This is a genomic window from Pseudomonas sp. 20-5, from assembly GCF_056782835.1.
The window spans coordinates 5594369-5615243 of record NZ_CM165584.1 but is presented as its reverse complement, the minus strand read 5'-3'; the positions used below and the strand labels follow the sequence as shown (position 1 = coordinate 5615243).

Genomic DNA, 20875 nt, shown 5'->3' with positions numbered 1-20875 from the left:
AAGGGCTCAGTCCGCGTCCGGGCGGGCGCGAAAAGACGGCGAATGGAGGTGTCGGGGCAATCTACAGAGACTTCCAGAGCGAGTCAAAATCTTCCTCCCCCGCAGGCGGCCGGGCCACTGGCGCTGTGACCGGCTTATCGCTCGGGGTGTTCACCGGTTCCGCCGAGCGGTATTCGAACTGGCTGAAGCTGCCGGTCGAGGCCTGCCGGCGATTCAGCACCGCGCGCCGCTCCTCGCCGTGCAGGTTGATCTGCACCCGGCTGCCCTCCTGGAACGGCAGGCGCGGGGTGATCACCGTCGCCGGCCGCGAGATCGCGGCGATCGCCGGCAGCAGCAGGGCGCGCAGGTAGTGGCTGCTCTGCTCGGTCTTGCGCAGCAGTTGCAGGCCGCAGGGCTGTGCCGCCGGGGCGATCATCTCGATGCCCATCTGCGTGCCGCCATTGCGTACCTGGCGGATCCAGCGCACCACCGCGATGCTCCACGCCTGGCCTGGAAGGTCCTGCAGGCCGACCAGTTCGCCCGCCTGCAGTTGGGCGGGCACCTCCTTCGGCCAGCTCAGGCAATAGCCGCCGGGGCTGTGGTTGACGATGGGCAGGGCGTAGGTCGGGTAGTCCTCGGTGGCGTCAGCCTGTGCGTGGGCCTGCGGGTGCCCGGGTTGCACACTGCGGGGCGACTGATGCGGGCGGTACTCGATTTCCTCCAGCGGCATGCCGGGCTGCCAGTCGGTGACCTTCTGTGCATCGAAGGCGCCGGCCCAGGCGTCCTGGACGTCGGCCTTGAAGCGAGGCGCCTCGGGCGCTTCCTGGATCTGCAGGACCTCGTTGAACGGGCGGCGCCCGGCGAGGAAGTAGTGCAGGGCGCTCATGCCGATGCACAGGGTCAACTGGCCCTGGCCCTGGGTGCGCTGGAAGGTACGTTCGGCGATGTCACCCCAGGCCGAGGAGAGATGTTGCAGCAGGTCCAGGGTCACCCCTTCGATCAGCGGCAGGCGTGCTTTCGCGCGTTCGGCCTCGGGCTGCAGCAGGTATTCGCGGATCAGCTCGACCAGCGGCTGGGTGTCGATGCCCAGGGCACTGGCCAGTTGGGTCTCCGGGTACAGCGAACGGTAGCGCGGCGGGCCGTCGATCTGCGGCACGGCGATGAACAGCGAGCCGGGCAGCGTCGCGCTCTGTATCGACAGCAGCTGGCTCCAGGGTTCGAGCACCTCGGCGAGCCGTGCAATGTTGTTCTGGCGCATCTGGTTGCAGCGCGCGCAGCCGAGCAGCAGCGGAATCAGGTAGGCCTGCTCGACGCTCAGGCCGGGGGTGTGCTTGGCCAGTTCGTCGCGCACCGCGAGACGATGCACGCCGCGCTGGCTGGCCAACTGGTAGAGCTGGTGGAGTTCCAGCCAAAGCCCCTCGGGGACCGGGCAGTACAACTGGCTGGCGCGGATCAGCGGCCCGCACAGGCTGCGGATCGCCCGCTGGATGCCGACCGCGAGCAACTGCGCGCGGTCGCGGCTGTTGCGCGGCGCTTCCTGGACCACGATCAGCTTGTAGCCGATGGCCAGGTGGTTCTGCAGGGCCTGGCAGAGGTTGGCGATCTTGCGCGGCCGTTCGTCGAGGACGATGGCCTGGTTGAGGAAGTGCCGTTCCAGGTGGGCGCAGACGAAATGCACCTCTGGACGGAACAGTTCGAGCAGTTGCAGGCGGGCCTCGACGGGCAGCACCAACTGGTTGAGTTCGATCAGGCCCTGGTAGAGCTGGCGCGCGGTTTCCCCGAGGTTGGCCTTGGGCAGGTGCGCCAGCCAGTACTTGATGTCCTTCGGGGTGGCGTCGCAGAAGCTCAGGTTCTGCTGCGTCGGAGTGGGGACGCGCAACGAGAGGTGGGGGCTCTGGTTTTCCATGGGGGGTTAGACGGCTCCGCTACTGAAAAGGCTCTACGGGGGGATGAAGCCCCGGAGAGGTGCCGGACTTCCGATCGCCGCGGCTGCGCCTCCTCTTTCTTAACACGGGAGGCGGGTTCATCGTCGTGGCCAGGACAGGAACTGTGCGGCAGTCCGCTTTCCTGACCGAGGGGTCGGCACAGGCTCGATAGGACCTTTCCGAACTCTAGCAGCATCGAAATGGACCCGCAGCCTTCGGACGCCACGATCCCGCCGGGAGGTCCCGGCGGCGGGGAGAGACGGGACGGAGGCGCTCGGGGCGCTCCGTCCCGGCGAGGTCAGGACTGTTTCGGCAGTGCCAGGCATTCGCCCATGCGCACCGGGCTCGCTGCCCCGAGGCCGTCGTTGAACGCGACCTGCTGCGGGCCGAACAGGACGATGGCGGTGGAGCCCAGCTTGAAGCGACCGAGCTCGGCGCCTTTTTCCAGGCGGATCGGCGCACGGGCGGCTTCGTCGTAGCGGAAGGTCTTCAGTTCGCGCTTCGGCGGCGTAACCAGGCCGGCCCAGACGGTTTCGATGGAGGCTACGATCATCGCGCCTACCAGCACCACGGCCATCGGACCGCGCTCGGTGTCGAACAGGCAGACCACCCGCTCGTTGCGGGCGAACAGCTCGGGAACGTTTTCCGCGGTGGTCTGGTTCACCGAGAACAGCCGGCCGGGAACGTAGACCATCTCGCGCAGGGTGCCGGCCAGCGGCATGTGCACGCGGTGGTAGTCCCGGGGGGACAGGTAGACGGTGGCGAAGTCGCCGCCCATGAAGGGCGCGGCCAGTTCGGCGTCGCCGCCGAGCAGTTCGGCCAGGCTGTAGCTGTGGCCTTTGGCCTGGAAGATCCGCCCGTGCTCGATCGGGCCGAGCTGGCTGATCGCGCCATCGGCCGGGCAGAGCACCGCGCCGGGCTCCTGGGCCAGCGGGCGGGCGCCATTCTTCAGGGCGCGGGTGAAGAAGGCATTGAAATGTTCATAGGCCTGCAGGTCCTCGACCTGCGCTTCGCGCATGTCGACCTGGTAGCGCCGGGCGAACCAGGCGATCAGGCGGTCCTTGAACCAGGTCGCCCGGCAGTCGGCGGCGAAGCCGATCAGCCGGGACAGCAGGTGGTGCGGCAGCAGGTACTGGCTGCAGATGAACAGACGATCTTTGAACGACATTCCTCAAACCTCTACAGGGGTATCGGGGTGGTTGCCCCATTCCGACCAGGAGCCGGCGTAGCCTTTGACCCGCGGGTAGCCCAGCGCCTTGGCCACCAGGTAGGTGAAGCCGGAGCGATGGTGGGTCTGGCAGTGGGTGATCACTTCCTTGTCCGGCGTGATGCCGAGGTCCTCCAGGACTTCGGCGATATCCGCGCGGATGCGCAGGGCGCGAGCCGGGTCCATGCCGGCGGTCCATTCGAAATTGATCGCGCCGGGCACATGCCCGGCCTTCGCGGCGAGCACCTTGGTACCGGCGTATTCGCTGGGGTTGCGCGCATCCCATACCGCCAGGTCGGCGGCGCCGAGGCGGCTTTGCAGGTATTCGCGGGTCGCGCTGGGCTCGTCGTGCAACGTCAGCGGCAGCGGGCCGCCGACAGGCGCCGGGACCTCGCGGTCGAGCGCCTGGGCGTCGGTGATCCAGGCCGGCAGGCCGCCGTTGAGATAGTGGTAGCGGTGGTGGCCGATCACGTCCAGCAGCCAGATGAAGCGGCCCGCCCAGCCGCCGCCTTCGTCGTCGTAGACCACGTAGGTCGCCTCCGGGCGGTGGCCCAGCTCGCCGAACAGGGCTTCCAGGTCGGCCTTCGCCGGTAGCAGACCGGGTGCCGGGGGTTGTCCCCACTGGGTGCGTTTGGGGTCGACGAAACGCGCGCCGGGGATATGCCCTTCGGCGTAGCGGGCGGCACTGGTCAGGTCGACCAGGATCAGCTCGGGCGCGCCCAGGCGCGGCGCGAGGTCGCTGGGCTCGATCACCAATGGCAGGTCGGAGAAAACGGACATGCGAGTACCCCCGGGTTGAAGAAGGGCAGCAGTTTAACGGAAAGCGCGCCCGACCAGTGTGCCGGGCATGTCCCTCATTCCGTGCGGCGCTGGCGGCCGAACTGCTGGATCGCGCGCTCGGTGCACTGGGCGGTCTTGGCGAAGGCCTGGGCATGCAGGTCGCTGAACGGCTGGCCGCCGAGGTCGGCCAGGACCAGCATCACCACCCGCGAGCCGTTGCCCAGCGAGCGCAGCAGCAGGTGAGGTCCGGGGAACAGTTGGCGCAAGGGTTCGCCGAGGGCCGGCAGCAACTGGTCCTGGTTGTTCGGGCCGATGCGCAGCAGGGCGGGTTGCTGGAACAGTTTCTTCAGCAGCGGGCTGCTGGCAATCTCCAGTTGCAATTTCTCCTGGCCCGGTTCGAGTCCGGCGCTCTGCTGCGCCAGCACGTGTACCTGGGTGCGATCGGCCACCAGCAGCAGCATCCTTTGCAGGCCGCAGGCGCGCAGCGCATCGCGGGCACAGGCGGTGAGCTGCACCACGTTGCTGAACGGGCTGGGCTCCCGGAGCAACTCGGCGCAATGCTGCCGCCACTCGGCCAGGGCTTCCGCCGAGGGCGGCGGCGGGGGTGCCGCTTCGGCACGCCAGCGGCTGGCCTGCCAGGGCCAGATCAAGGCCACCGCCGGATGCCACAGCGGCGGCCGGGCGTGCAGGCGCGCGCTTTGCGCGGCGAGCATGTGCACCTGCTGCTGGACTTCGGTCAGCGGCTGGCCCAGGTACAGGCCGGTCAGGCGCTGCCAGCGCAGCATGTGCGGCCCGTCCCAGCTCTGGTGCGCGGCGATGGCCAGGCCATTGGCGAGGAGAGTGCAGTTGGCCGGCTGGGTCAGCCAGCGGGCGAGATCGGGCTGGGCATCGAGTTGCTGTTGCTGGAGCAGGGGCGACTGATGGTCGCGGGCGATACGCAGGGCTCGAACCAGCAGACGACGGTCGCAGGCGAGCAGGCGATAGCCCTGGATGACCCACTGCGGTAGCCGCCAGCGTTCGGCCAGCGCCAGGCAGATCGGCAGCAGGCGCATGCCGAGCAGTTCGCGCTCCACTCGCAGGGTCGGTTCGCCTTGTACCAGCACGCGTTGCTGCCATTGCTCCAGCAGCTGCGGGCGGGCGTTGGCCAGCGCCCAGACCGGAGCCATGGTCAGCAGGCTGCCCCAGTGAATTTCCTGCCAGAGCCTGGCCAGACGCGCGCCGAACAGGCCGCTGGCCTGCTGCATGGCGTGCTGGCTGATCAGCAGCATCTGCCCGAGGACCCTGGGCATCTCCGCATCCTGGATGCTCGGCAGGGTCTTCAGAAGTTGGCTCGCGCGCGCCAGGCCGAGGCGGCTGAGGGCCACCTCCAGGCTTTCCGCGGGGTTGTCGCGGGCGCTCTCGGCGCGATTGGCCTCGCGCAGGATGGACAACGCCAGTGTCGGGCTGCCCTGCAACTGGTCGGCGATCTCGCGCAGCGAGCGGCGGCTGTCGCTCAGCGCGGCGTGCAGGCCGGCATAGTGGCTGGCGGGGATCGGCAGGGGTTGCCGGTCGAGCTCTTCGAGCCAGGCGGCGAGGCGGTCTGTCATGGGTGTCGGGCTCGGTGTCGGCGAGGCGGCGAACTGGCTTTTCGAGTATTCGGACTATAGTCTTGCGGCTAGCAACCGATAACAAGAGGGAGCCTAGCAGTCCCCCTCCTTATCCTGTTCATTTCGCACGTCCGGTCCTCATGTCAAAAATCATCGGCATCATCGTCGTTTTCGCCAGTGTCCTCGGGGGCTTCCTGCTCTCCGGCGGCAAGATCGGCGCCATCATCCAGCCCTTCGAGGTCCTGATCATCGGTGGCGCGGCACTGGGGGCGTTCCTCCAGTCCAACCCGGGCAGCACGTTCATGGTGGTGCTGAAGAAAGCGCCGAAGATGTTCAGCAACCGCTTTACCCAGACCTACTACCTCGAGGTGCTGGGCATGCTCTACGAGATCCTCAACAAGAGCCGGCGCGAAGGGATGATGGCGATCGAGGCGGACATCGAGGACCCCGCGGCCAGCCCCATCTTCAGCAAGTACCCCGGCGTGCTGAAGGATGAGCGGATGACCGCCTATGTCTGCGACTACCTGCGCATCATGTCCTCCGGCAACATGGCGCCGCACGAGCTGGAAGGCCTGTTCGACATGGAGCTGTCCAGTCTCAAGGAGGACCTGGAGCATCCGTCCCACGCGGTGACCAAGGTCGCCGACGCCCTGCCGGGCTTCGGTATCGTCGCCGCGGTACTCGGCATCGTCATCACCATGGCGTTGCTTGGCGAAGGCAGCCAGGCGGAGATCGGCCACCACGTCGCCGCCGCCCTGGTGGGCACCTTCCTCGGGATTCTCGCCGCCTACGGCTTCGTCGGCCCGCTGGCGGGCGCCCTGGAGCACGATGCCAAGGAAGAGTTGAACCTGTTCGAGGCGATCAAGGCCTGCCTGGTCGCTTCCGCTTCCGGCATGCCGCCTTCGCTGGCCGTCGAGTTCGGCCGCAAGGTGCTGCTGCCCGCCCATCGGCCGACCTTCGCCGAGCTCGAGCAGGCCGTGCGCGGCCGCTGAGTGGAGGTACTGTCGATAGATGGACAATAACCAGCCGATCATCGTCAAGCGCGTCAAGCGCTATGCCGCCGGCCACCACGGCGGCTCGTGGAAGATCGCCTTCGCCGACTTCGCCACGGCGATGATGGCGTTCTTCCTGGTGCTCTGGCTGCTGTCTTCGGCCACCCCGGAGCAGAAGAAGGCGATTTCCGGATACTTCCAGGACCCCATCGGTTTCAGCGAAAGCGCCAGCCCCTACGTCATCGACCTCGGCGGCACGCCGACGCCGGCGCCGGACAAGACCCTCAATCCGCAGGTCCAGGCCCAGCCGGACTCCAACGAAAGCCGGATCAGCCCTGAGCAGGACCATCAGGTCAACGCCGACCAGGCCGAGAACCTCGCCGAGCAGGTTGAGCGAGAGCGCCTGGCGCTGCTGCTGCAGGAGTTGCAGAACAAGGTCGACGAAAATCCGATGCTCAAGGACTTCAAGGACCAGATCCACTTCGAGATCACCCGCGACGGCCTGCGCATCCAGATCGTCGACGCCGCCAACCGGCCGATGTTCGACCTCGGCAGCGCGCGCCTGCAGCCGTATTTCGAGGACATCCTGCTGGCCATGGCCGAGACCATCCGCCAGGTGCCGAACAAGATCAGCATCAGCGGCCACACCGACGCCAAGCCCTATGCCGGCAACGGCGACTTCGGCAACTGGGAGCTATCGGCCAATCGCGCCAACGCCGCGCGCCGAGCACTGGTCGCCGGCGGTTATCCGGAAGGGCAGATCGCCCAGGTTGTCGGCTATGCCTCGGCACGCCTGTTCGACGACAAGGACCCGCTGAACCCGGTGAACCGGCGGATCGACATCGTGGTCCTGACCCGCAAGGCGCAGAAGGCCATCGAAGGCGAGACCGGCGCTCCCGAAGCCAGCGCCCCCGCGGCTGCCCCGGGCGAGCAGCCGAAGCCGGCTGCCGAGGCACCGGCGGCGGGCGCGCAACCTTCGCTACCGGCGGACGAGGTGCAGAAGAAGCTCAACCTGTTCGACGACGGCGGCAGCCTGAAGCTGGAGCAGATCAAGGGCGACTGAGGTTCAGTAGTCCGTTTCCGGCATGCTTGCCAGAATGTGCCGGTAGCTGGCCATGCGTTGCGGCATGATGCGCCCGTCCTCCAAGGCCTGGAGCAGGGCGCAACCTGGTTCACGGTCGTGCTTGCAGTCGCGGAAGCGGCAATGCCCGAGCAGGTCGCGGAATTCGATGAAACCGGCCTCGACATCGTCTCGCGACACGTGCCCCAGGCCGAACTCACGGATGCCGGGCGAGTCGATCAGGTCGCCGCCGCCGGGAAAATGGAACAGTCGCGCGGTGGTGGTGGTATGGGTGCCCTTGCCGGTCACCGTGGAGAGGTCGCCGACACGTGTGTCGACACCTGGCAACAAGGCATTCACCAGCGACGACTTGCCCACCCCGGACTGCCCGACGAAGACGCTCACGTGACCGTCCAGCGCGCCGCGCAGTTCGTCCATCGCCAGGCCATTGAAGGCCGACACCTCGATCAGCGGGTAACCCAGGGTGCGGTAGACATTCAGCAGCGCATCGATGCCTTCGGCATTGCTCTCGTCGACCAGATCGGCCTTGTTCAGCAGCAGCAGCGGCTGGATGCCGGCATGTTCGGCGGCGATCAGGTAACGGTCGATCAGGTTGGCGTGCGGTTCGGGACGCGGGGCGAAGACGATGACGATGCGGTCGACGTTGGCCGCCACCGGCTTGAGCAGCCCGCGCATGTCCGGGCGGCACAGCTCGGAGCGGCGCGGCAATTGCGCGACGATCACGCCGATGCCCTGGTTGCCGGCGCGCCAGACCACCTGGTCGCCAGTCACCAGTGCCGGCAGGTTGGCGCGCAGGTGACAGCGGGAAACCTGGCCGTCGGCGGACTCGACCTCTACCTGAACCCCGAAATGAGCGATCACCTGGCCGGTCTGCTCCGGTCCCAGGTCGCCGCCCTCCAGCTCTTCCACGGCACGCGACTCGCGACGGGCCGCCCGGGCCGCGCGTTCTTCCTGGATCTTTTCGATGCGCCAGCTCTGCCGGCGGGTCAAGTGGCGTTTGGCCATGATGCGTCCGCATGAAAAATCGGCGGCGAGTTTAACATGGGCGCGCCGTCATCATTCGCGCGGCGGCGTTCCACGCTAGAATGCACGGCATAGCGACTGGAGCGACTCCCCATGCAGAACCCGCAGAACCTTATCTGGATCGACCTGGAGATGACCGGCCTCGATCCGGACCGGGACGTCATCATCGAGATGGCCACCATCGTCACCGACAGTGACCTCAACACCCTGGCCGAAGGACCGGTGATCGCCATCCACCAGCCAGAGGAAATCCTCGCCGGCATGGACGAGTGGAATACCCGCCAGCACGGCCAGTCCGGCCTGACCCAGAGGGTTCGGGAAAGTACCGTGAGCATGGCCGAGGCCGAGGCGCAGACCCTGGCTTTCCTCGAGCAGTGGGTGCCCAAGCGCAGCTCGCCGATCTGCGGCAACAGCATCTGCCAGGACCGCCGCTTCCTCTATAGGCACATGCCCAGGCTGGAAGGCTACTTCCACTACCGCAACCTCGACGTCTCCACCCTCAAGGAGCTGGCCGCGCGCTGGGCGCCGCAGGTCCGCGAGAGCTTCAAGAAGGGCAACACCCACCTGGCGCTGGACGATATCCGCGAGTCGATCGCCGAGCTGCGCCACTACCGCGACCACTTCATCAAGCTCTGATCCGTCCGGACCGGGCGGCAGGCGCCGGCCGGGCTAGGTTTCCCCGTGGCGCCGCAGGGCCCATTCCACGTGCTCGCGGACCAGCTCCGAAGGGAACCCGCGGCGCGCCTTCAGCGCCTCCAGCACCGGGATGGTCGAGGGCGCGTTGCCCAGCCCCACCGCCAGGTTGCGCAACCAGCGCTCGTAGCCGGCGCGGCGCAGCGGCGAACCCTCGGTGCGGCCGAGGAACTCCTCCTCGCTCCAGAGGAACAGTTCGGCGAGTTCGGCGTTGTCCAGGCTGTGGCGCGGCTGGAAGTCGCCCTGCCCGGTGGGGCGGGCGAAGCGATTCCATGGGCAGACGATCTGGCAGTCGTCGCAGCCGAATACCCGGTTGCCGATCAGTGGTCGCAGCTCCAGCGGAATCGCGCCCTTGTACTCGATGGTCAGGTAGGAGATGCAGCGTCGCGCGTCCAGCCGGTAGGGGCCGACGAAGGCCGCGGTCGGGCAGATGTCCAGGCAGGCCGAGCAGCGTCCGCAATGCTCGCTGTCCATCGCCGGGTCGACGGGTAGCGGCATGTCGACGAACAGCTCGCCGAGGAAGAAGTAACTGCCGGCCTTGCGGTTGAGCACCAGCGTGTTCTTGCCGATCCAGCCGAGGCCGGCCTGTTCGGCGATGGCCTTTTCCAGCACCGGCGCGCTGTCAACGAAGGCGCGGAAACCGAACGGGCCGACTTCGGCCTGGATGCGCTCGGCCAGTTGTTGCAGACGCTTGCGGATCAGCTTGTGGTAGTCGCGGCCGAGGGCGTAGCGCGAGACGTAGGCTTTTTCCGGCGTCGCGAGGACCTGCGCCATGCGCGTGTCGCCGGGCAGGTAATCCATGCGCAGGGAGATCACCCGCAGCGTGCCGGGAACCAGCTCGGCAGGTCGCGAGCGCTTGCTGCCGTGCGCCGCCATGTAGTCCATCTCGCCGTGGTAGCCGGCCTCCAGCCAGCGCTGCAGGTGCGCTTCGTGCTCGCCCAGCTCGACGTCGCTGATACCGACCTGCTGGAACCCCAGCTCGCGGCCCCAGTCCTTGATGGACTGGGCGAGGCGGGTGGGGTCCGGCGGGGAAAGGTTGTCGGCCAGAGGTTGGGGAGTCATGGGAGGCAACGAAGACGAGGGAAAGCGAAATGGGATAGGTATAATTCTGCCAGACTGCGCGCCTGACGCCGAATCGATCCGATGACCATGACCTTCCAGCACGACGACCTGCCACTCGCCCTCTATTCCGCCGCCCAGGTGCGCGACCTCGATGCGCGCCTGATCGCCGCCGGCACGCCGGGCTTCGAACTCATGCAGCGCGCCGCCCACGCCGCCTGGCGTGCCTTGCGCCGCCGTTGGCCGGAGGCCGCGGCGCTGACGGTGCTCGCCGGGCACGGCAACAATGCCGGCGACGGCTACCTGATCGCGGCGCTGGCGCAACGTGCGGGTTGGCGAGTGCGGGTGCTGGCGGTCGCGGCGCCGCAGCGGCTTGCCGGCGACGCGGCGCAGGCGCATGCCGCCGCGCTGGCGACCGGGGTCGTGGTGGAGCCCTGGAGCGAGTGCGCCGTGCTCGAGGGCGTAGTAGTGGATGCATTGCTCGGCACCGGCCTGGCAGGTGCCGTGCGCGAGCCCTTTGCGCAGGCCATCCGCCTGGCCAACGCCGCCGACCTGCCGGTGCTGGCGGTGGATATTCCTTCCGGCTTGAGCGCTGACACCGGTGCGGTATTGGGGGAAGCGATCAGGGCGGATCTGACAGTGACTTTCATCGGCCTGAAGATCGGGCTGTTCACTGGCGAGGCGCCAGCACGGGTCGGCGAGCTGGTGTTCGACGAACTCGGCAGCGACGCCGTCGTGTTGCAAGGGCTCCAGCCCCGGGCCCACCGTTTGGCACGAAATGCCCTGCCGAGTCTGGCAGCGCGGCCGCGGACCGCGCACAAGGGGCTGTTCGGCCACCTTCTGGTGGTCGGCGGCGACACCGGCATGGGCGGGGCAGTGCTACTGGCCGCGGAAAGCGCCCTGCACTGCGGCGCCGGGCTGGTCTCGGTGGCGACCCGCGTCGAATATGTGCCGGCGTTGCTGAGCCGTTGTCCCGAGGTCATGGCCCATGGCGTGGCGTCGGCGAACCAACTGCTGGCCCTTGCCGAACGCGCCAGCGTGCTGGTGCTCGGTCCCGGTCTTGGCCAGCGCGCCTGGGGGCGTAGCCTGCTGAGCGCTGTCCGGTCGCGACCGTTGCCGCAGGTCTGGGATGCCGACGCGTTGAACCTGCTGGCCCTGGAACCGGTCGGAGCAGGGCCGCGGACATGGATTCTGACGCCACATCCCGGCGAGGCCGCGCGCCTGTTGGGTCGCTCGACCACCGAGGTGCAGGCGGACCGCCCGGCGGCGGCGCTGGAACTGGCGCGTCGCTACCAGGCGGTGGTGGTGCTGAAGGGCGCCGGCAGCCTGGTCGCCGCGCCCGACGGACGACTTGCCGTTTGTTCCCAGGGGCATCCGGCGATGGCTGGTGCCGGCCTGGGTGACGTGCTGTCGGGCATCACCGGTGCCTTGCTGGCCCAGCGCGTGGAGGCGTTCGAGGCGGCCTGCCTGGCGGTCTGGCTGCATGCCGCCGCCGGTGAGCGGCTCGGCGCCCAGGGTCGTGGGCTGGCGGCGACCGATCTCATACCTACCGTTCGTCAGTTGCTCGAGGAGTGCAGTCCGTGTCTGAAGTGATCCTGTCCGCCGAAGGGGAAGACGCGATGCTCGAACTGGGCGGGCGCATCGCCCGGGCCAGCGGGGGGCAGGGGGTGATCTACCTGCATGGCGACCTCGGCGCCGGCAAGACCACCCTCTCGCGCGGCATCCTGCGCGGCCTCGGCCATGCCGGCTCGGTGAAAAGCCCGACCTTTACCCTGGTCGAGCCTTACGAAATCGGCGAGCTGCGCGCCTACCATTTCGACCTGTACCGGCTCGCCGATGCGGAGGAATTGGAGTTCTTCGGCATCCGCGACTATTTCGACGGCAGCGCACTCTGTCTGATCGAGTGGCCCGAGCGCGGTGCGGGCGTTTTGCCAACCGCCGATCTGGACATTACCATTACTGCCCAAGCGGGTGGACGGACACTGCGCCTGGTACCGCACGGTGCGCGGGGCGAAGCCTGGTGTGCCACCCTGACCATGGGAGCATGAGAAAAACGATGGGTTGGGGCTTGCGTCTGCGGACGTTGTTGACTGGGGTGATGATTCTGCTGGCCTGCCAGGTCGGCGAGGTTCTGGCCGCCGCGCAAATCAAGAGCGTGCGGATCTGGCGCGCTCCGGACAACACCCGTCTGGTCTTCGATCTCTCCGGTCCGGTGCAGCACAGCCTGTTCACCCTGGCCGCTCCCAACCGTATCGTCATCGACGTCAGCGGCGCCCAACTGGCGACCCAGCTCAACGGTCTCAAGCTCGGCAACACCCCGATCACCGCGGTGCGCTCCGCCCAGCGCACGCCCAACGACCTGCGCATGGTCCTCGACCTGTCGGCGCAGGTCACCCCGAAAAGCTTCGTCCTGCCGCCCAACCAGCAATACGGCAACCGCCTGGTGGTCGATCTCTACGACCAGGGCGCCGACCTGACCCCGGACGTGCCCGCGACGCCGACCCCGAGCGTGCCGGTCACCCCGGTGACGCCGACCCAGCCGGTGGCCAAGCTGCCGCTGCCAACCAAGGGCGGCACCCGCGATATCGTCATCGCCATCGACGCCGGCCACGGCGGTGAAGACCCTGGCGCCCTTGGCCCGGGCGGGTTGCACGAGAAGAACATCACCCTGTCGATCGCTCGCGAGCTGCAACGCCAGATCAACCAGGTGCGCGGTTACCGGGCCGAGCTGACCCGTACCGGCGACTATTTCATCCCGCTGCGCAAGCGCACCGAGATCGCCCGCAAGAAGGGCGCCGACCTGTTCGTCTCGATCCATGCCGACGCCGCGCCGAGCCGCAGCGCCTTCGGTGCCTCGGTGTTCGCCCTGTCCGACCGCGGCGCCACTTCGGAAACCGCGCGCTGGCTGGCCGACAGCGAGAACCGTTCCGACCTGATCGGCGGCGATGGCAGCGTCAGCCTCGGCGACAAGGATCAGATGCTCGCCGGCGTGCTGCTCGACCTGTCGATGACCGCCACCCTCTCGTCGAGCCTGGATGTCGGCCACAAGGTACTGACCAATGTCGGCCGCATCACTTCGCTGCACAAGCGTCGTGTCGAGCAGGCCGGGTTCATGGTGCTGAAGTCGCCCGACATCCCGTCGATCCTGGTGGAAACCGGCTTCATCTCGAACGTCAACGAGTCGCGCAAGCTGGCCAGCGCCAGCCATCAGCAGGCTTTGGCGCGTTCGATCACCAGCGGCATCCGCCAGTATTTCCAGCAGAGCCCGCCGCCCGGCACCTACATCGCCTCTTTGCGCGCCCAGGGCAAGCTCTCCATGGGGCCGCGCGAGCACGTGGTGCGGCCCGGAGAGACCCTGGCGATGATCGCCCAGCGCTATGAAGTGAGCATGGCCGCGCTGCGTAGCAGCAACAGCCTGTCCAGCGACAACCTGAAAGTCGGCCAGGCACTGTCCATCCCGAGCACCGCCCTGGCGGCCCAGTGATGAGTGAAGCACCGCGTATCCAGCTGCTGAGTCCGCGGCTGGCGAACCAGATCGCCGCCGGTGAGGTGGTCGAGCGTCCCGCCTCGGTGGCCAAGGAACTCCTGGAAAACAGCCTTGACGCCGGTTCCCGGCGCATTGATGTGGAGGTCGAGCAGGGCGGCATCAAGTTGCTGCGAGTGCGCGACGACGGTCGCGGCATCCCCGCCGACGACCTGCCGCTGGCCCTGGCTCGCCACGCCACCAGCAAGATCCGCGAGCTGGAAGACCTGGAGCGGGTGATGAGCCTCGGCTTCCGTGGCGAGGCGCTGGCCTCGATCAGCTCGGTAGCGCGCCTGACCATGACCTCGCGTACCGCCGACGCCGGCGAAGCCTGGCAGGTGGAAACCGAGGGCCGTGACATGCAGCCGCGGGTACAGCCGGCGGCGCACCCGGTGGGGACCAGCGTCGAGGTTCGCGACCTGTTCTTCAACACCCCGGCGCGGCGCAAGTTCCTGCGTGCCGAGAAGACCGAGTTCGACCATCTGCAGGAGGTCATCAAGCGCCTGGCGCTGGCCCGCTTCGACGTGGCTTTCCACCTGCGCCACAACGGCAAGACCATCTTCGCCTTGCACGAGGCGCGAGACGAGCTGGCCCGCGCGCGCCGGGTCGGCGCGGTGTGCGGCCAGGCATTCCTCGAGCAGGCGCTGCCGATCGAGGTCGAGCGCAACGGCCTGCACCTGTGGGGCTGGGTCGGCTTGCCGACCTTCTCCCGCAGCCAGCCGGACCTGCAGTACTTCTATGTGAACGGGCGCATGGTGCGCGACAAGCTGGTCGCCCACGCGGTGCGCCAGGCTTATCGCGACGTGCTGTACAACGGCCGGCATCCGACCTTCGTGCTGTTCTTCGAAGTCGATCCGGCGGTGGTGGACGTCAACGTGCACCCGACCAAGCACGAAGTTCGCTTCCGTGACAGCCGGATGGTCCATGACTTCCTCTATGGCACCCTGCATCGTGCGCTGGGCGAGGTCCGTCCCGACGACCAGCTCGCGCCGCCCGGGGCGACCAGCCTGACCGAGCCGCGTCCGACCGGCGCTGCCGCCGGCGAGTTCGGCCCGCAGGGCGAGATGCGCCTGGCCGAGAGCGTGCTGGAGAGTCCGGCGGCACGGGTGGGCTGGAGTGGCGGCTCATCGGCCTCCGGCGGCTCCTCCGGCTATTCCGCCTATACCCGGCCGGAGGCGCCGCCCTCTCTGGCCGAGGCCGGTGGCGCCTACAAGGCCTACTTCGCGCCGTTACCCGCGGGCGAGGCGCCAGCCGCGTTGCCCGAGAGCGCCCAGGACATCCCGCCGCTGGGTTACGCCCTGGCGCAGCTCAAGGGCATCTACATTCTCGCCGAGAACGCCCACGGCCTGGTGCTGGTGGACATGCACGCGGCCCACGAGCGGATCACCTACGAGCGCCTCAAGGTGGCGATGGCCAGCGAAGGCTTGCGTGGGCAGCCGTTGCTGGTGCCGGAGTCGATCGCGGTCAGCGAGCGCGAGGCGGATTGCGCGGAAGAGCATTCCAGCTGGTTCCAGCGCCTGGGCTTCGAACTGCAGCGCCTGGGGCCGGAAAGCCTGGCGATCCGGCAGATCCCTGCGCTGCTCAAGCAGGCGGAGGCGACCCAGTTGGTGCGTGATGTCATCGCCGACCTGCTGGAATACGGCACCAGTGACCGTATCCAGGCGCACCTGAACGAGCTGCTCGGCACCATGGCCTGCCATGGCGCGGTGCGCGCCAACCGGCGCCTGACCCTGCCGGAAATGAACGCCCTGTTGCGCGACATGGAAATCACCGAGCGCAGCGGCCAGTGCAACCATGGGCGTCCGACCTGGACCCAACTGGGCCTGGACGAGCTGGACAAGCTCTTCCTGCGCGGACGCTGAGCCTTGCAGCTTCGGGCGCAAAGCCCGAAGCTATGCGCTTTGTCCAAGAGCGTTCCGATGTCTTCCCTGCCTCCCGCCATCTTTCTCATGGGGCCGACCGCCGCCGGCAAGACCGACCTGGCGATGGCGCTGGCCGATGCGCTGCCCTGCGAGCTGATCAGCGTCGACTCGGCGCTGATCTACCGCGGCATGGATATCGGTACGGCCAAGCCTTCCCGGGAGCTGCTGGCGCGCTATCCGCACCGCCTGATCGATATCCGCGACCCGGCGGAGAGCTATTCGGCCGCGGAGTTTCGCGCCGACGCCCTGGCGGCGATGGCCGAGGCCACCGCGCGCGGCAGGATTCCCCTGCTGGTGGGGGGCACCATGCTCTATTACAAGGCGTTGCTCGAGGGTCTGGCCGACATGCCCGGCGCCGATCCCGAGGTGCGCGCGGCGATCGAGGCCGAGGCCCAGGCCGAAGGTTGGGAGGCGCTGCACCGGCAACTCGCCGAGGTCGACCCGGAATCGGCTGCGCGTATCCACCCCAACGATCCGCAGCGACTGATGCGGGCGCTCGAGGTGTATCGCCTCGGCGGGGTGTCGATGAGCGACCTGCGTCGCCGGCAAAGCGCTGAAAAGGCGGATTTTGACGCGTCAGGCAGGAATCAATTGCCGTATACTGTCGCTCAGCTGGCGATTGCTCCCGAGCAGCGCCAGGTGTTGCACGCGCGGATTGCGCAGCGTTTTCGCCAGATGCTGGAACAGGGTTTCATCGCCGAGGTCGAAGCACTGCATGCCAGAAGTGACTTGCATGCAGGATTACCGTCTATTAGAGCCGTGGGTTACCGTCAGGTGTGGGATTACCTGGATGGCAAGCTGTCCTACGCTGAAATGACCGAACGCGGCATCATCGCTACCCGCCAGTTGGCCAAGCGCCAGTTCACCTGGCTGCGAAGCTGGAGCCATCTACACTGGATGGACAGCCTAGCAGGTGACAATCTGCCGCGTGCCTTGAAATACCTGAAAACGGTCTCCATATTGGCCTGAGACCTTAATTTGTCCGTCTGTTTCCGGAACGACTCCGGAGTTTGGACGGCGCCAAGTCACCCTATTCGACTACTTCAAACTACGATCCTTAAAGGAGTGCGGCACATGTCAAAAGGGCATTCGCTACAAGACCCTTACCTCAATACCCTGCGGAAAGAACGCGTCCCGGTTTCCATCTATCTGGTCAACGGCATCAAGCTGCAAGGCCAGATCGAGTCCTTCGACCAGTTTGTCATCCTGCTGAAGAACACCGTCAGCCAGATGGTTTACAAGCACGCGATCTCCACCGTGGTACCGAGCCGTCCGGTGCGTCTGCCGAGCGGTGACCAGCCGGCCGAGCCGGGCAACGCTTGACGGGAGTCCGCTTTGTTCTTTGAGCGCCCAGGTGGTGGGGAACAGGCTGTTCTGGTGCATCTGGAAGGGCAGAACCCCGAGGCGCGTGAAGACCCGCAGGAGTTCCAGGAGCTGGTGCGTTCGGCCGGCGCGGAAACGGTGGCATTCGTCAGCGTCTCCCGCCACCAGCCGAGCGCCAAATATCTTATCGGCAGTGGCAAGGTCGAGGAGTTGCACGACCTGGTCAAGGCCGAAAACGTCGAGCTGGTGATTTTCAACCACACCTTGACGCCCAGCCAGGAGCGCAACCTCGAGCGTGCGTTCGAGTGCCGCGTACTCGACCGGACCGGGCTGATCCTCGACATCTTCGCCCAGCGCGCACGTACCCACGAAGGCAAGTTGCAGGTGGAACTGGCGCAACTGGAGCACATGAGCACGCGGCTGGTACGCGGCTGGACCCACCTCGAACGGCAGAAAGGCGGTATCGGTCTGCGCGGTCCGGGCGAGACCCAGCTGGAAACCGACCGACGCCTGCTGCGCGTGCGCATCCGCCAGATCAAGCAGCGCCTGGAGAAGGTCCGCAGCCAGCGCGAGCAGGCTCGACGCGGGCGCAAGCGCGCGGATATCCCGGCGGTCTCCCTGGTCGGCTATACCAACGCCGGCAAATCGACCCTGTTCAATGCGCTCACCGCCTCCGAGGTGTATGCCGCCAACCAGTTGTTCGCCACCCTCGACCCCACCCTGCGTCGCCTGCAACTGGACGATCTCGGGCCGGTGGTGCTGGCCGACACGGTGGGCTTCATCCGTCACCTGCCGCACAAGCTGGTGGAGGCCTTCCGCGCTACGCTGGAAGAGTCGAGCAACGCCGACCTCCTGCTGCACGTGATCGACGCCTACGAGCCCGAACGGGATGCGCAGGTCGAGCAGGTGCTGGCGGTGCTCGGCGAGATCGGCGCCAACGAATTGCCGATGCTCGAGGTCTATAACAAGGTTGACCTGCTACCCTCGGTCGAGCCGCACATCCAGCGCGACGACTCCGGCAAGCCGGTGCGCGTCTGGCTGTCGGCGCAGACCGGCGAAGGCCTCGACCTGTTGCGCCAGGCCATCGCCGAGCTGCTTGGCGAGGACCTGTTCGTCGGAACCTTGCGCCTGCCCCAGCGGCTCGGGCGCCTGCGCGCCCAGTTGTTCGAACTGGGCGCGGTGCAGTCCGAGGCGCACGATGAGGAGGGTTGTACCCTGCTGCAGGTGCGCCTGCCGCGGGCCGAGTTGAACCGCCTGGCGAGCCGCGCTGGCTGGCAGCCGGCGGAGTTCGTTGCGCAACACACTTTGCAATAAAGCCCGTATCGCTGCTTTTGGCAGCGGGCAGGGCATTCGGTAGCATGGGTGGCCGCGCCGCAGGCGCGTTTCGCGTTACTAGATGGAGAGCGCTATGGCTTGGAACGAGCCGGGTGACAACTCGAACAACAACGATCGAGACCCGTGGGGAGGCCGCCGCGGTGGTGGTGGCGGCGGTGGTGACCGCAAGGGGCCGCCCGACCTGGATGAGGCTTTCCGCAAGCTTCAGGACAGCCTGAACGGGCTGTTCGGTGGAAAAAAACGCAGTGGCAACGGTTCCGGCTCCGGTTCCGGCGGCAAGGGCGGTGGCCTGGGCCTGTTCGGCATCGGCCTGGCGATCCTCGCCGTGCTCTGGCTGTACAACGCCATCTATGTGGTGGACGAGCAGGAGCAGGCGGTCATCCTGCGCTTCGGCAAGTATTACGAGACGGTCGGTCCCGGCCTGAACTTCTACTTCCCGCCGATCGACAAGCGCTTCCAGGAGAACGTCACCCGCGAGCGTGCGTACAGCAAGCAGGGGCAGATGCTCACCGAGGACGAGAACATCGTCGAAGTGCCGCTGACCGTGCAGTACAAGATCAGCAACCTGCAGGACTTCGTGCTCAACGTCGACCAGCCCGAGGTCAGCCTGCAGCAGGCGACCGAGAGCGCGCTGCGGCATGTCGCCGGCTCCACCACCATGGACCGGATCCTCACCGAAGGCCGCGAGCAGATGGCGACCGAGGTGCGCGAGCGCCTGCAACGCTTCCTGGATACCTACAGGACCGGTATCACCGTGACCCAGGTGAACATCCAGAGCGCCCAGGCACCGCGTGAGGTGCAGGAAGCGTTCGACGATGTGATCCGGGCCCGCGAGGACGAGCAGCGCGAGAAGAACCAGGCCGAAGCCTATGCCAACGGCGTGGTGCCGGAGGCACGTGGCCAGGCCCAGCGTATCATCGAAGAAGCCAACGGTTACCGCGACGAGGTGATTTCGCGCGCCCAGGGCGAGGCGGATCGCTTCTCCAAGCTGCTGGTGGAATATCGCAAGGCTCCGGAAGTGACGCGCGAGCGTCTGTACCTGGACACCATGCAGGAAGTCTTCAGCCAGACCAGCAAGGTGCTGGTGACCGGTCAGCAGGGGCAGAACAACCTGCTCTACCTGCCGCTGGACAAGATGATCGATGGTCGTAACGCCGCGCCCGCTACGGGGGCCGGTGCTTCCGCCGGTGGTGGCAGCGCCAGCGCTTCCGACCTGGGGTCGCGGATCGTCAACGATCTGCGGCAGCAAGACGCGCGTACGAGGGAGAGCCGCTGATGGGCAACAAGTCTTTGATCGCTCTGATCGTCGGTGTCGTCGCCGCCATCGTCCTGTGGAACAGCGTCTACGTAGTCCAGCAGACCGAGCGCGCGGTCATGTTGCGCTTCGGCCGGGTGGTCGAGTCCGACGTCAAGCCGGGCCTGCACTTCAAGATCCCGTACGTCAACCAGGTGCGCAAGTTCGACGCTCGCCTGCTGACCCTGGATGCCCCGACCCAGCGCTTCCTGACCCTGGAAAAGAAAGCGGTGATGGTGGATGCCTATGCCAAGTGGCGGGTGGCGGATGCCGAGCGCTTCTACACCGCTACCTCGGGCCTCAAGCAGATCGCCGACGAACGCCTGTCGCGGCGTCTCGAAGCGGGTCTGCGCGACCAGTTCGGCAAGCGTACCCTGCATGAAGTGGTATCGGGCGAGCGCGACGCGCTGATGGGCGACATCACCGCTTCGCTGAACCGCATGGCGCAGAAGGAACTGGGTATCGAGGTGATCGACGTGCGGGTCAAGGCCATCGACCTGCCGAAGGAAGTCAACCGCAGCGTCTTCGAGCGGATGAGCACCGAGCGTGAGCGCGAGGCCCGCGAGCACCGCGCCAAGGGTCGCGAACTGGCCGAAGGCATTCGTGCCGACGCCGATCGCCAGCGCCGGGTAATCGTTGCCGAAGCCTACCGCGAGTCGGAAGAGACCCGCGGTGACGGCGACTCCAAGGCTGCCGCGATCTATGCCAAGGCCTACAACCAGGATCCGGAGTTCTATTCCTTCTACCGTAGCCTGAAGGCGTATCGCGAAAGCTTCGCCGAGAAGCGCGACGTACTGGTGCTCGATCCGAGCAGCGAGTTCTTCCGCTATCTGAACAAGGCCAACAAGTAATACTCGGTTCTCCGGCGGGCGGCAGCGCCCGCCGGAGAAATCGTGTTATGATGAGCCAGCCGGGAAATCCCGGCTTTTTTGCGTCCGCGAGAATCATGTGGCAGGAATTCGGCATCGCTTTTTGTCTCGTGCTGGTGCTGGAAGGCATCCTGCCGTTCCTGTGTCCGCGACAATGGCGCGAGGCGGTCACCGGCATCGGCCGGCTGAGCGACCGTCACCTGCGTCTCGTGGGGCTGGGCAGCATGCTGCTCGGCACCCTGCTTCTTTACTGGATTCACTGATGATGTGCCGCCCGGCTGAAA

Annotated in this window: 19 protein-coding genes; 13 read left to right on the top strand and 6 right to left on the bottom strand. The window is 67.0% G+C overall.

Annotated features, from left to right (window positions below; all coding sequences use genetic code 11):
* Nucleotides 1-61 precede the first annotated feature (61 nt).
* From fimW to AC1RB9_RS25930, 4 genes are all read right to left on the bottom strand, one after another.
* The gene (gene fimW / locus AC1RB9_RS25945; protein WP_003161279.1) at nucleotides 62-1885 is read right to left on the bottom strand and encodes a cyclic-di-GMP receptor FimW; all 1824 of its coding nucleotides are present in this window, start codon (nucleotides 1883-1885) and stop codon (nucleotides 62-64) included.
* Between the two features lie 317 nt (nucleotides 1886-2202).
* Nucleotides 2203-3072 carry an archaetidylserine decarboxylase gene (gene asd, locus AC1RB9_RS25940; protein ID WP_003457461.1) on the bottom strand — a complete coding sequence of 290 codons (870 nt, stop codon included), beginning with the start codon at nucleotides 3070-3072 and terminating at the stop codon, nucleotides 2203-2205.
* Nucleotides 3073-3075: 3 nt separating this feature from the next.
* The gene (gene rhdA, locus AC1RB9_RS25935) at nucleotides 3076-3891 is read right to left on the bottom strand and encodes a thiosulfate sulfurtransferase (RefSeq protein ID WP_003457458.1); all 816 of its coding nucleotides are present in this window, start codon (nucleotides 3889-3891) and stop codon (nucleotides 3076-3078) included.
* 74 nt (nucleotides 3892-3965) lie between these two features.
* On the bottom strand, nucleotides 3966-5477 hold the full coding sequence (locus AC1RB9_RS25930) for an HDOD domain-containing protein (RefSeq protein ID WP_003102046.1): 1512 nt from the start codon (nucleotides 5475-5477) through the stop codon (nucleotides 3966-3968).
* 140 nt (nucleotides 5478-5617) lie between these two features.
* On the opposite strand from AC1RB9_RS25930, the gene motA reads away from it, so the two are divergent.
* Both motA and motB read left to right on the top strand, forming a co-directional pair.
* On the top strand, nucleotides 5618-6469 hold the full coding sequence (gene motA, locus AC1RB9_RS25925) for a flagellar motor stator protein MotA (protein WP_003102044.1): 852 nt from the start codon (nucleotides 5618-5620) through the stop codon (nucleotides 6467-6469).
* Between the two features lie 19 nt (nucleotides 6470-6488).
* Entirely contained in the window at nucleotides 6489-7532 is a 1044-nt protein-coding gene (motB, locus tag AC1RB9_RS25920; protein WP_003095673.1) for a flagellar motor protein MotB, read from the top strand.
* A 3-nt stretch (nucleotides 7533-7535) separates the two neighbouring features.
* Here motB and rsgA read toward each other — a convergent pair whose 3' ends face one another.
* Complete coding sequence (gene rsgA / locus AC1RB9_RS25915; protein ID WP_003113927.1) at nucleotides 7536-8555, bottom strand: small ribosomal subunit biogenesis GTPase RsgA; 1020 nt, start codon at nucleotides 8553-8555, stop codon at nucleotides 7536-7538.
* Nucleotides 8556-8666: 111 nt separating this feature from the next.
* Here rsgA and orn point away from each other — a divergent pair, with 111 nt between their 5' ends.
* Nucleotides 8667-9209: an oligoribonuclease gene (gene orn / locus AC1RB9_RS25910; RefSeq protein ID WP_003095671.1), complete on the top strand. Its 543-nt coding sequence runs from the start codon at nucleotides 8667-8669 to the stop codon at nucleotides 9207-9209.
* 33 nt (nucleotides 9210-9242) lie between these two features.
* On the opposite strand, the gene queG is transcribed toward orn, so the two are convergent.
* On the bottom strand, nucleotides 9243-10328 hold the full coding sequence (queG, locus tag AC1RB9_RS25905) for a tRNA epoxyqueuosine(34) reductase QueG (protein ID WP_003102040.1): 1086 nt from the start codon (nucleotides 10326-10328) through the stop codon (nucleotides 9243-9245).
* An 81-nt stretch (nucleotides 10329-10409) separates the two neighbouring features.
* On the opposite strand from queG, the gene AC1RB9_RS25900 reads away from it, so the two are divergent.
* The 10 genes from AC1RB9_RS25900 (at nucleotide 10410) to AC1RB9_RS25855 (ending at nucleotide 20854) form a co-directional block, all read left to right on the top strand.
* On the top strand, nucleotides 10410-11918 hold the full coding sequence (locus tag AC1RB9_RS25900) for a bifunctional ADP-dependent NAD(P)H-hydrate dehydratase/NAD(P)H-hydrate epimerase (protein ID WP_003116167.1): 1509 nt from the start codon (nucleotides 10410-10412) through the stop codon (nucleotides 11916-11918).
* Entirely contained in the window at nucleotides 11906-12373 is a 468-nt protein-coding gene (gene tsaE, locus AC1RB9_RS25895) for a tRNA (adenosine(37)-N6)-threonylcarbamoyltransferase complex ATPase subunit type 1 TsaE (protein WP_003106408.1), read from the top strand. Before AC1RB9_RS25900 ends, tsaE begins: the two co-directional genes overlap by 13 nt.
* An 8-nt stretch (nucleotides 12374-12381) precedes the next feature.
* Nucleotides 12382-13809 (top strand): N-acetylmuramoyl-L-alanine amidase AmiB, encoded by a 1428-nt coding sequence (gene amiB / locus AC1RB9_RS25890; protein ID WP_003123571.1) that lies wholly within the window; start codon nucleotides 12382-12384, stop codon nucleotides 13807-13809.
* A complete protein-coding gene (gene mutL / locus AC1RB9_RS25885) occupies nucleotides 13809-15710 on the top strand; it encodes a DNA mismatch repair endonuclease MutL (RefSeq protein WP_003106411.1) in 1902 nt (633 codons plus the stop codon). Before amiB ends, mutL begins: the two co-directional genes overlap by 1 nt.
* Nucleotides 15711-15767: 57 nt before the next feature.
* Nucleotides 15768-16739 carry a tRNA (adenosine(37)-N6)-dimethylallyltransferase MiaA gene (gene miaA / locus AC1RB9_RS25880; RefSeq protein WP_003106415.1) on the top strand — a complete coding sequence of 324 codons (972 nt, stop codon included), beginning with the start codon at nucleotides 15768-15770 and terminating at the stop codon, nucleotides 16737-16739.
* Nucleotides 16740-16844: 105 nt separating this feature from the next.
* The gene (gene hfq, locus AC1RB9_RS25875; protein ID WP_003095657.1) at nucleotides 16845-17093 is read left to right on the top strand and encodes an RNA chaperone Hfq; all 249 of its coding nucleotides are present in this window, start codon (nucleotides 16845-16847) and stop codon (nucleotides 17091-17093) included.
* Nucleotides 17094-17105: 12 nt separating this feature from the next.
* Nucleotides 17106-18407: a ribosome rescue GTPase HflX gene (gene hflX, locus AC1RB9_RS25870; protein ID WP_003095652.1), complete on the top strand. Its 1302-nt coding sequence runs from the start codon at nucleotides 17106-17108 to the stop codon at nucleotides 18405-18407.
* Nucleotides 18408-18501: 94 nt separating this feature from the next.
* On the top strand, nucleotides 18502-19704 hold the full coding sequence (hflK, locus tag AC1RB9_RS25865) for an FtsH protease activity modulator HflK (RefSeq protein WP_003106427.1): 1203 nt from the start codon (nucleotides 18502-18504) through the stop codon (nucleotides 19702-19704).
* Nucleotides 19704-20573, top strand: coding sequence for a protease modulator HflC (gene hflC, locus AC1RB9_RS25860; RefSeq protein WP_003106429.1), 870 nt, complete (start codon nucleotides 19704-19706; stop codon nucleotides 20571-20573). Before hflK ends, hflC begins: the two co-directional genes overlap by 1 nt.
* A gap of 95 nt (nucleotides 20574-20668) precedes the next feature.
* A complete protein-coding gene (locus tag AC1RB9_RS25855; protein ID WP_003095647.1) occupies nucleotides 20669-20854 on the top strand; it encodes a DUF2065 domain-containing protein in 186 nt (61 codons plus the stop codon).
* The last annotated feature ends 21 nt before the right edge of the window (nucleotides 20855-20875 follow it).

Excerpts from the sequence above, each read along its gene's own strand:
- mutL (WP_003106411.1), top strand. The coding sequence starts at position 13,809 with ATGAGTGAAGCACCGCGTATCCAGCTGCTGAGTCCGCGGCTGGCGAAC.
- orn (WP_003095671.1), top strand. The coding sequence starts at position 8,667 with ATGCAGAACCCGCAGAACCTTATCTGGATCGACCTGGAGATGACCGGC.
- miaA (WP_003106415.1), top strand. The coding sequence starts at position 15,768 with ATGTCTTCCCTGCCTCCCGCCATCTTTCTCATGGGGCCGACCGCCGCC.
- queG (WP_003102040.1), bottom strand. The coding sequence starts at position 10,328 with ATGACTCCCCAACCTCTGGCCGACAACCTTTCCCCGCCGGACCCCACC.
- AC1RB9_RS25900 (WP_003116167.1), top strand. The coding sequence starts at position 10,410 with ATGACCATGACCTTCCAGCACGACGACCTGCCACTCGCCCTCTATTCC.
- motB (WP_003095673.1), top strand. The coding sequence starts at position 6,489 with ATGGACAATAACCAGCCGATCATCGTCAAGCGCGTCAAGCGCTATGCC.
- rsgA (WP_003113927.1), bottom strand. The coding sequence starts at position 8,555 with ATGGCCAAACGCCACTTGACCCGCCGGCAGAGCTGGCGCATCGAAAAG.
- hfq (WP_003095657.1), top strand. The coding sequence starts at position 16,845 with ATGTCAAAAGGGCATTCGCTACAAGACCCTTACCTCAATACCCTGCGG.
- amiB (WP_003123571.1), top strand. The coding sequence starts at position 12,382 with ATGGGTTGGGGCTTGCGTCTGCGGACGTTGTTGACTGGGGTGATGATT.
- hflK (WP_003106427.1), top strand. The coding sequence starts at position 18,502 with ATGGCTTGGAACGAGCCGGGTGACAACTCGAACAACAACGATCGAGAC.
- hflC (WP_003106429.1), top strand. The coding sequence starts at position 19,704 with ATGGGCAACAAGTCTTTGATCGCTCTGATCGTCGGTGTCGTCGCCGCC.
- motA (WP_003102044.1), top strand. The coding sequence starts at position 5,618 with ATGTCAAAAATCATCGGCATCATCGTCGTTTTCGCCAGTGTCCTCGGG.
- rhdA (WP_003457458.1), bottom strand. The coding sequence starts at position 3,891 with ATGTCCGTTTTCTCCGACCTGCCATTGGTGATCGAGCCCAGCGACCTC.
- AC1RB9_RS25855 (WP_003095647.1), top strand. The coding sequence starts at position 20,669 with ATGTGGCAGGAATTCGGCATCGCTTTTTGTCTCGTGCTGGTGCTGGAA.
- fimW (WP_003161279.1), bottom strand. The coding sequence starts at position 1,885 with ATGGAAAACCAGAGCCCCCACCTCTCGTTGCGCGTCCCCACTCCGACG.
- asd (WP_003457461.1), bottom strand. The coding sequence starts at position 3,072 with ATGTCGTTCAAAGATCGTCTGTTCATCTGCAGCCAGTACCTGCTGCCG.
- AC1RB9_RS25930 (WP_003102046.1), bottom strand. The coding sequence starts at position 5,477 with ATGACAGACCGCCTCGCCGCCTGGCTCGAAGAGCTCGACCGGCAACCC.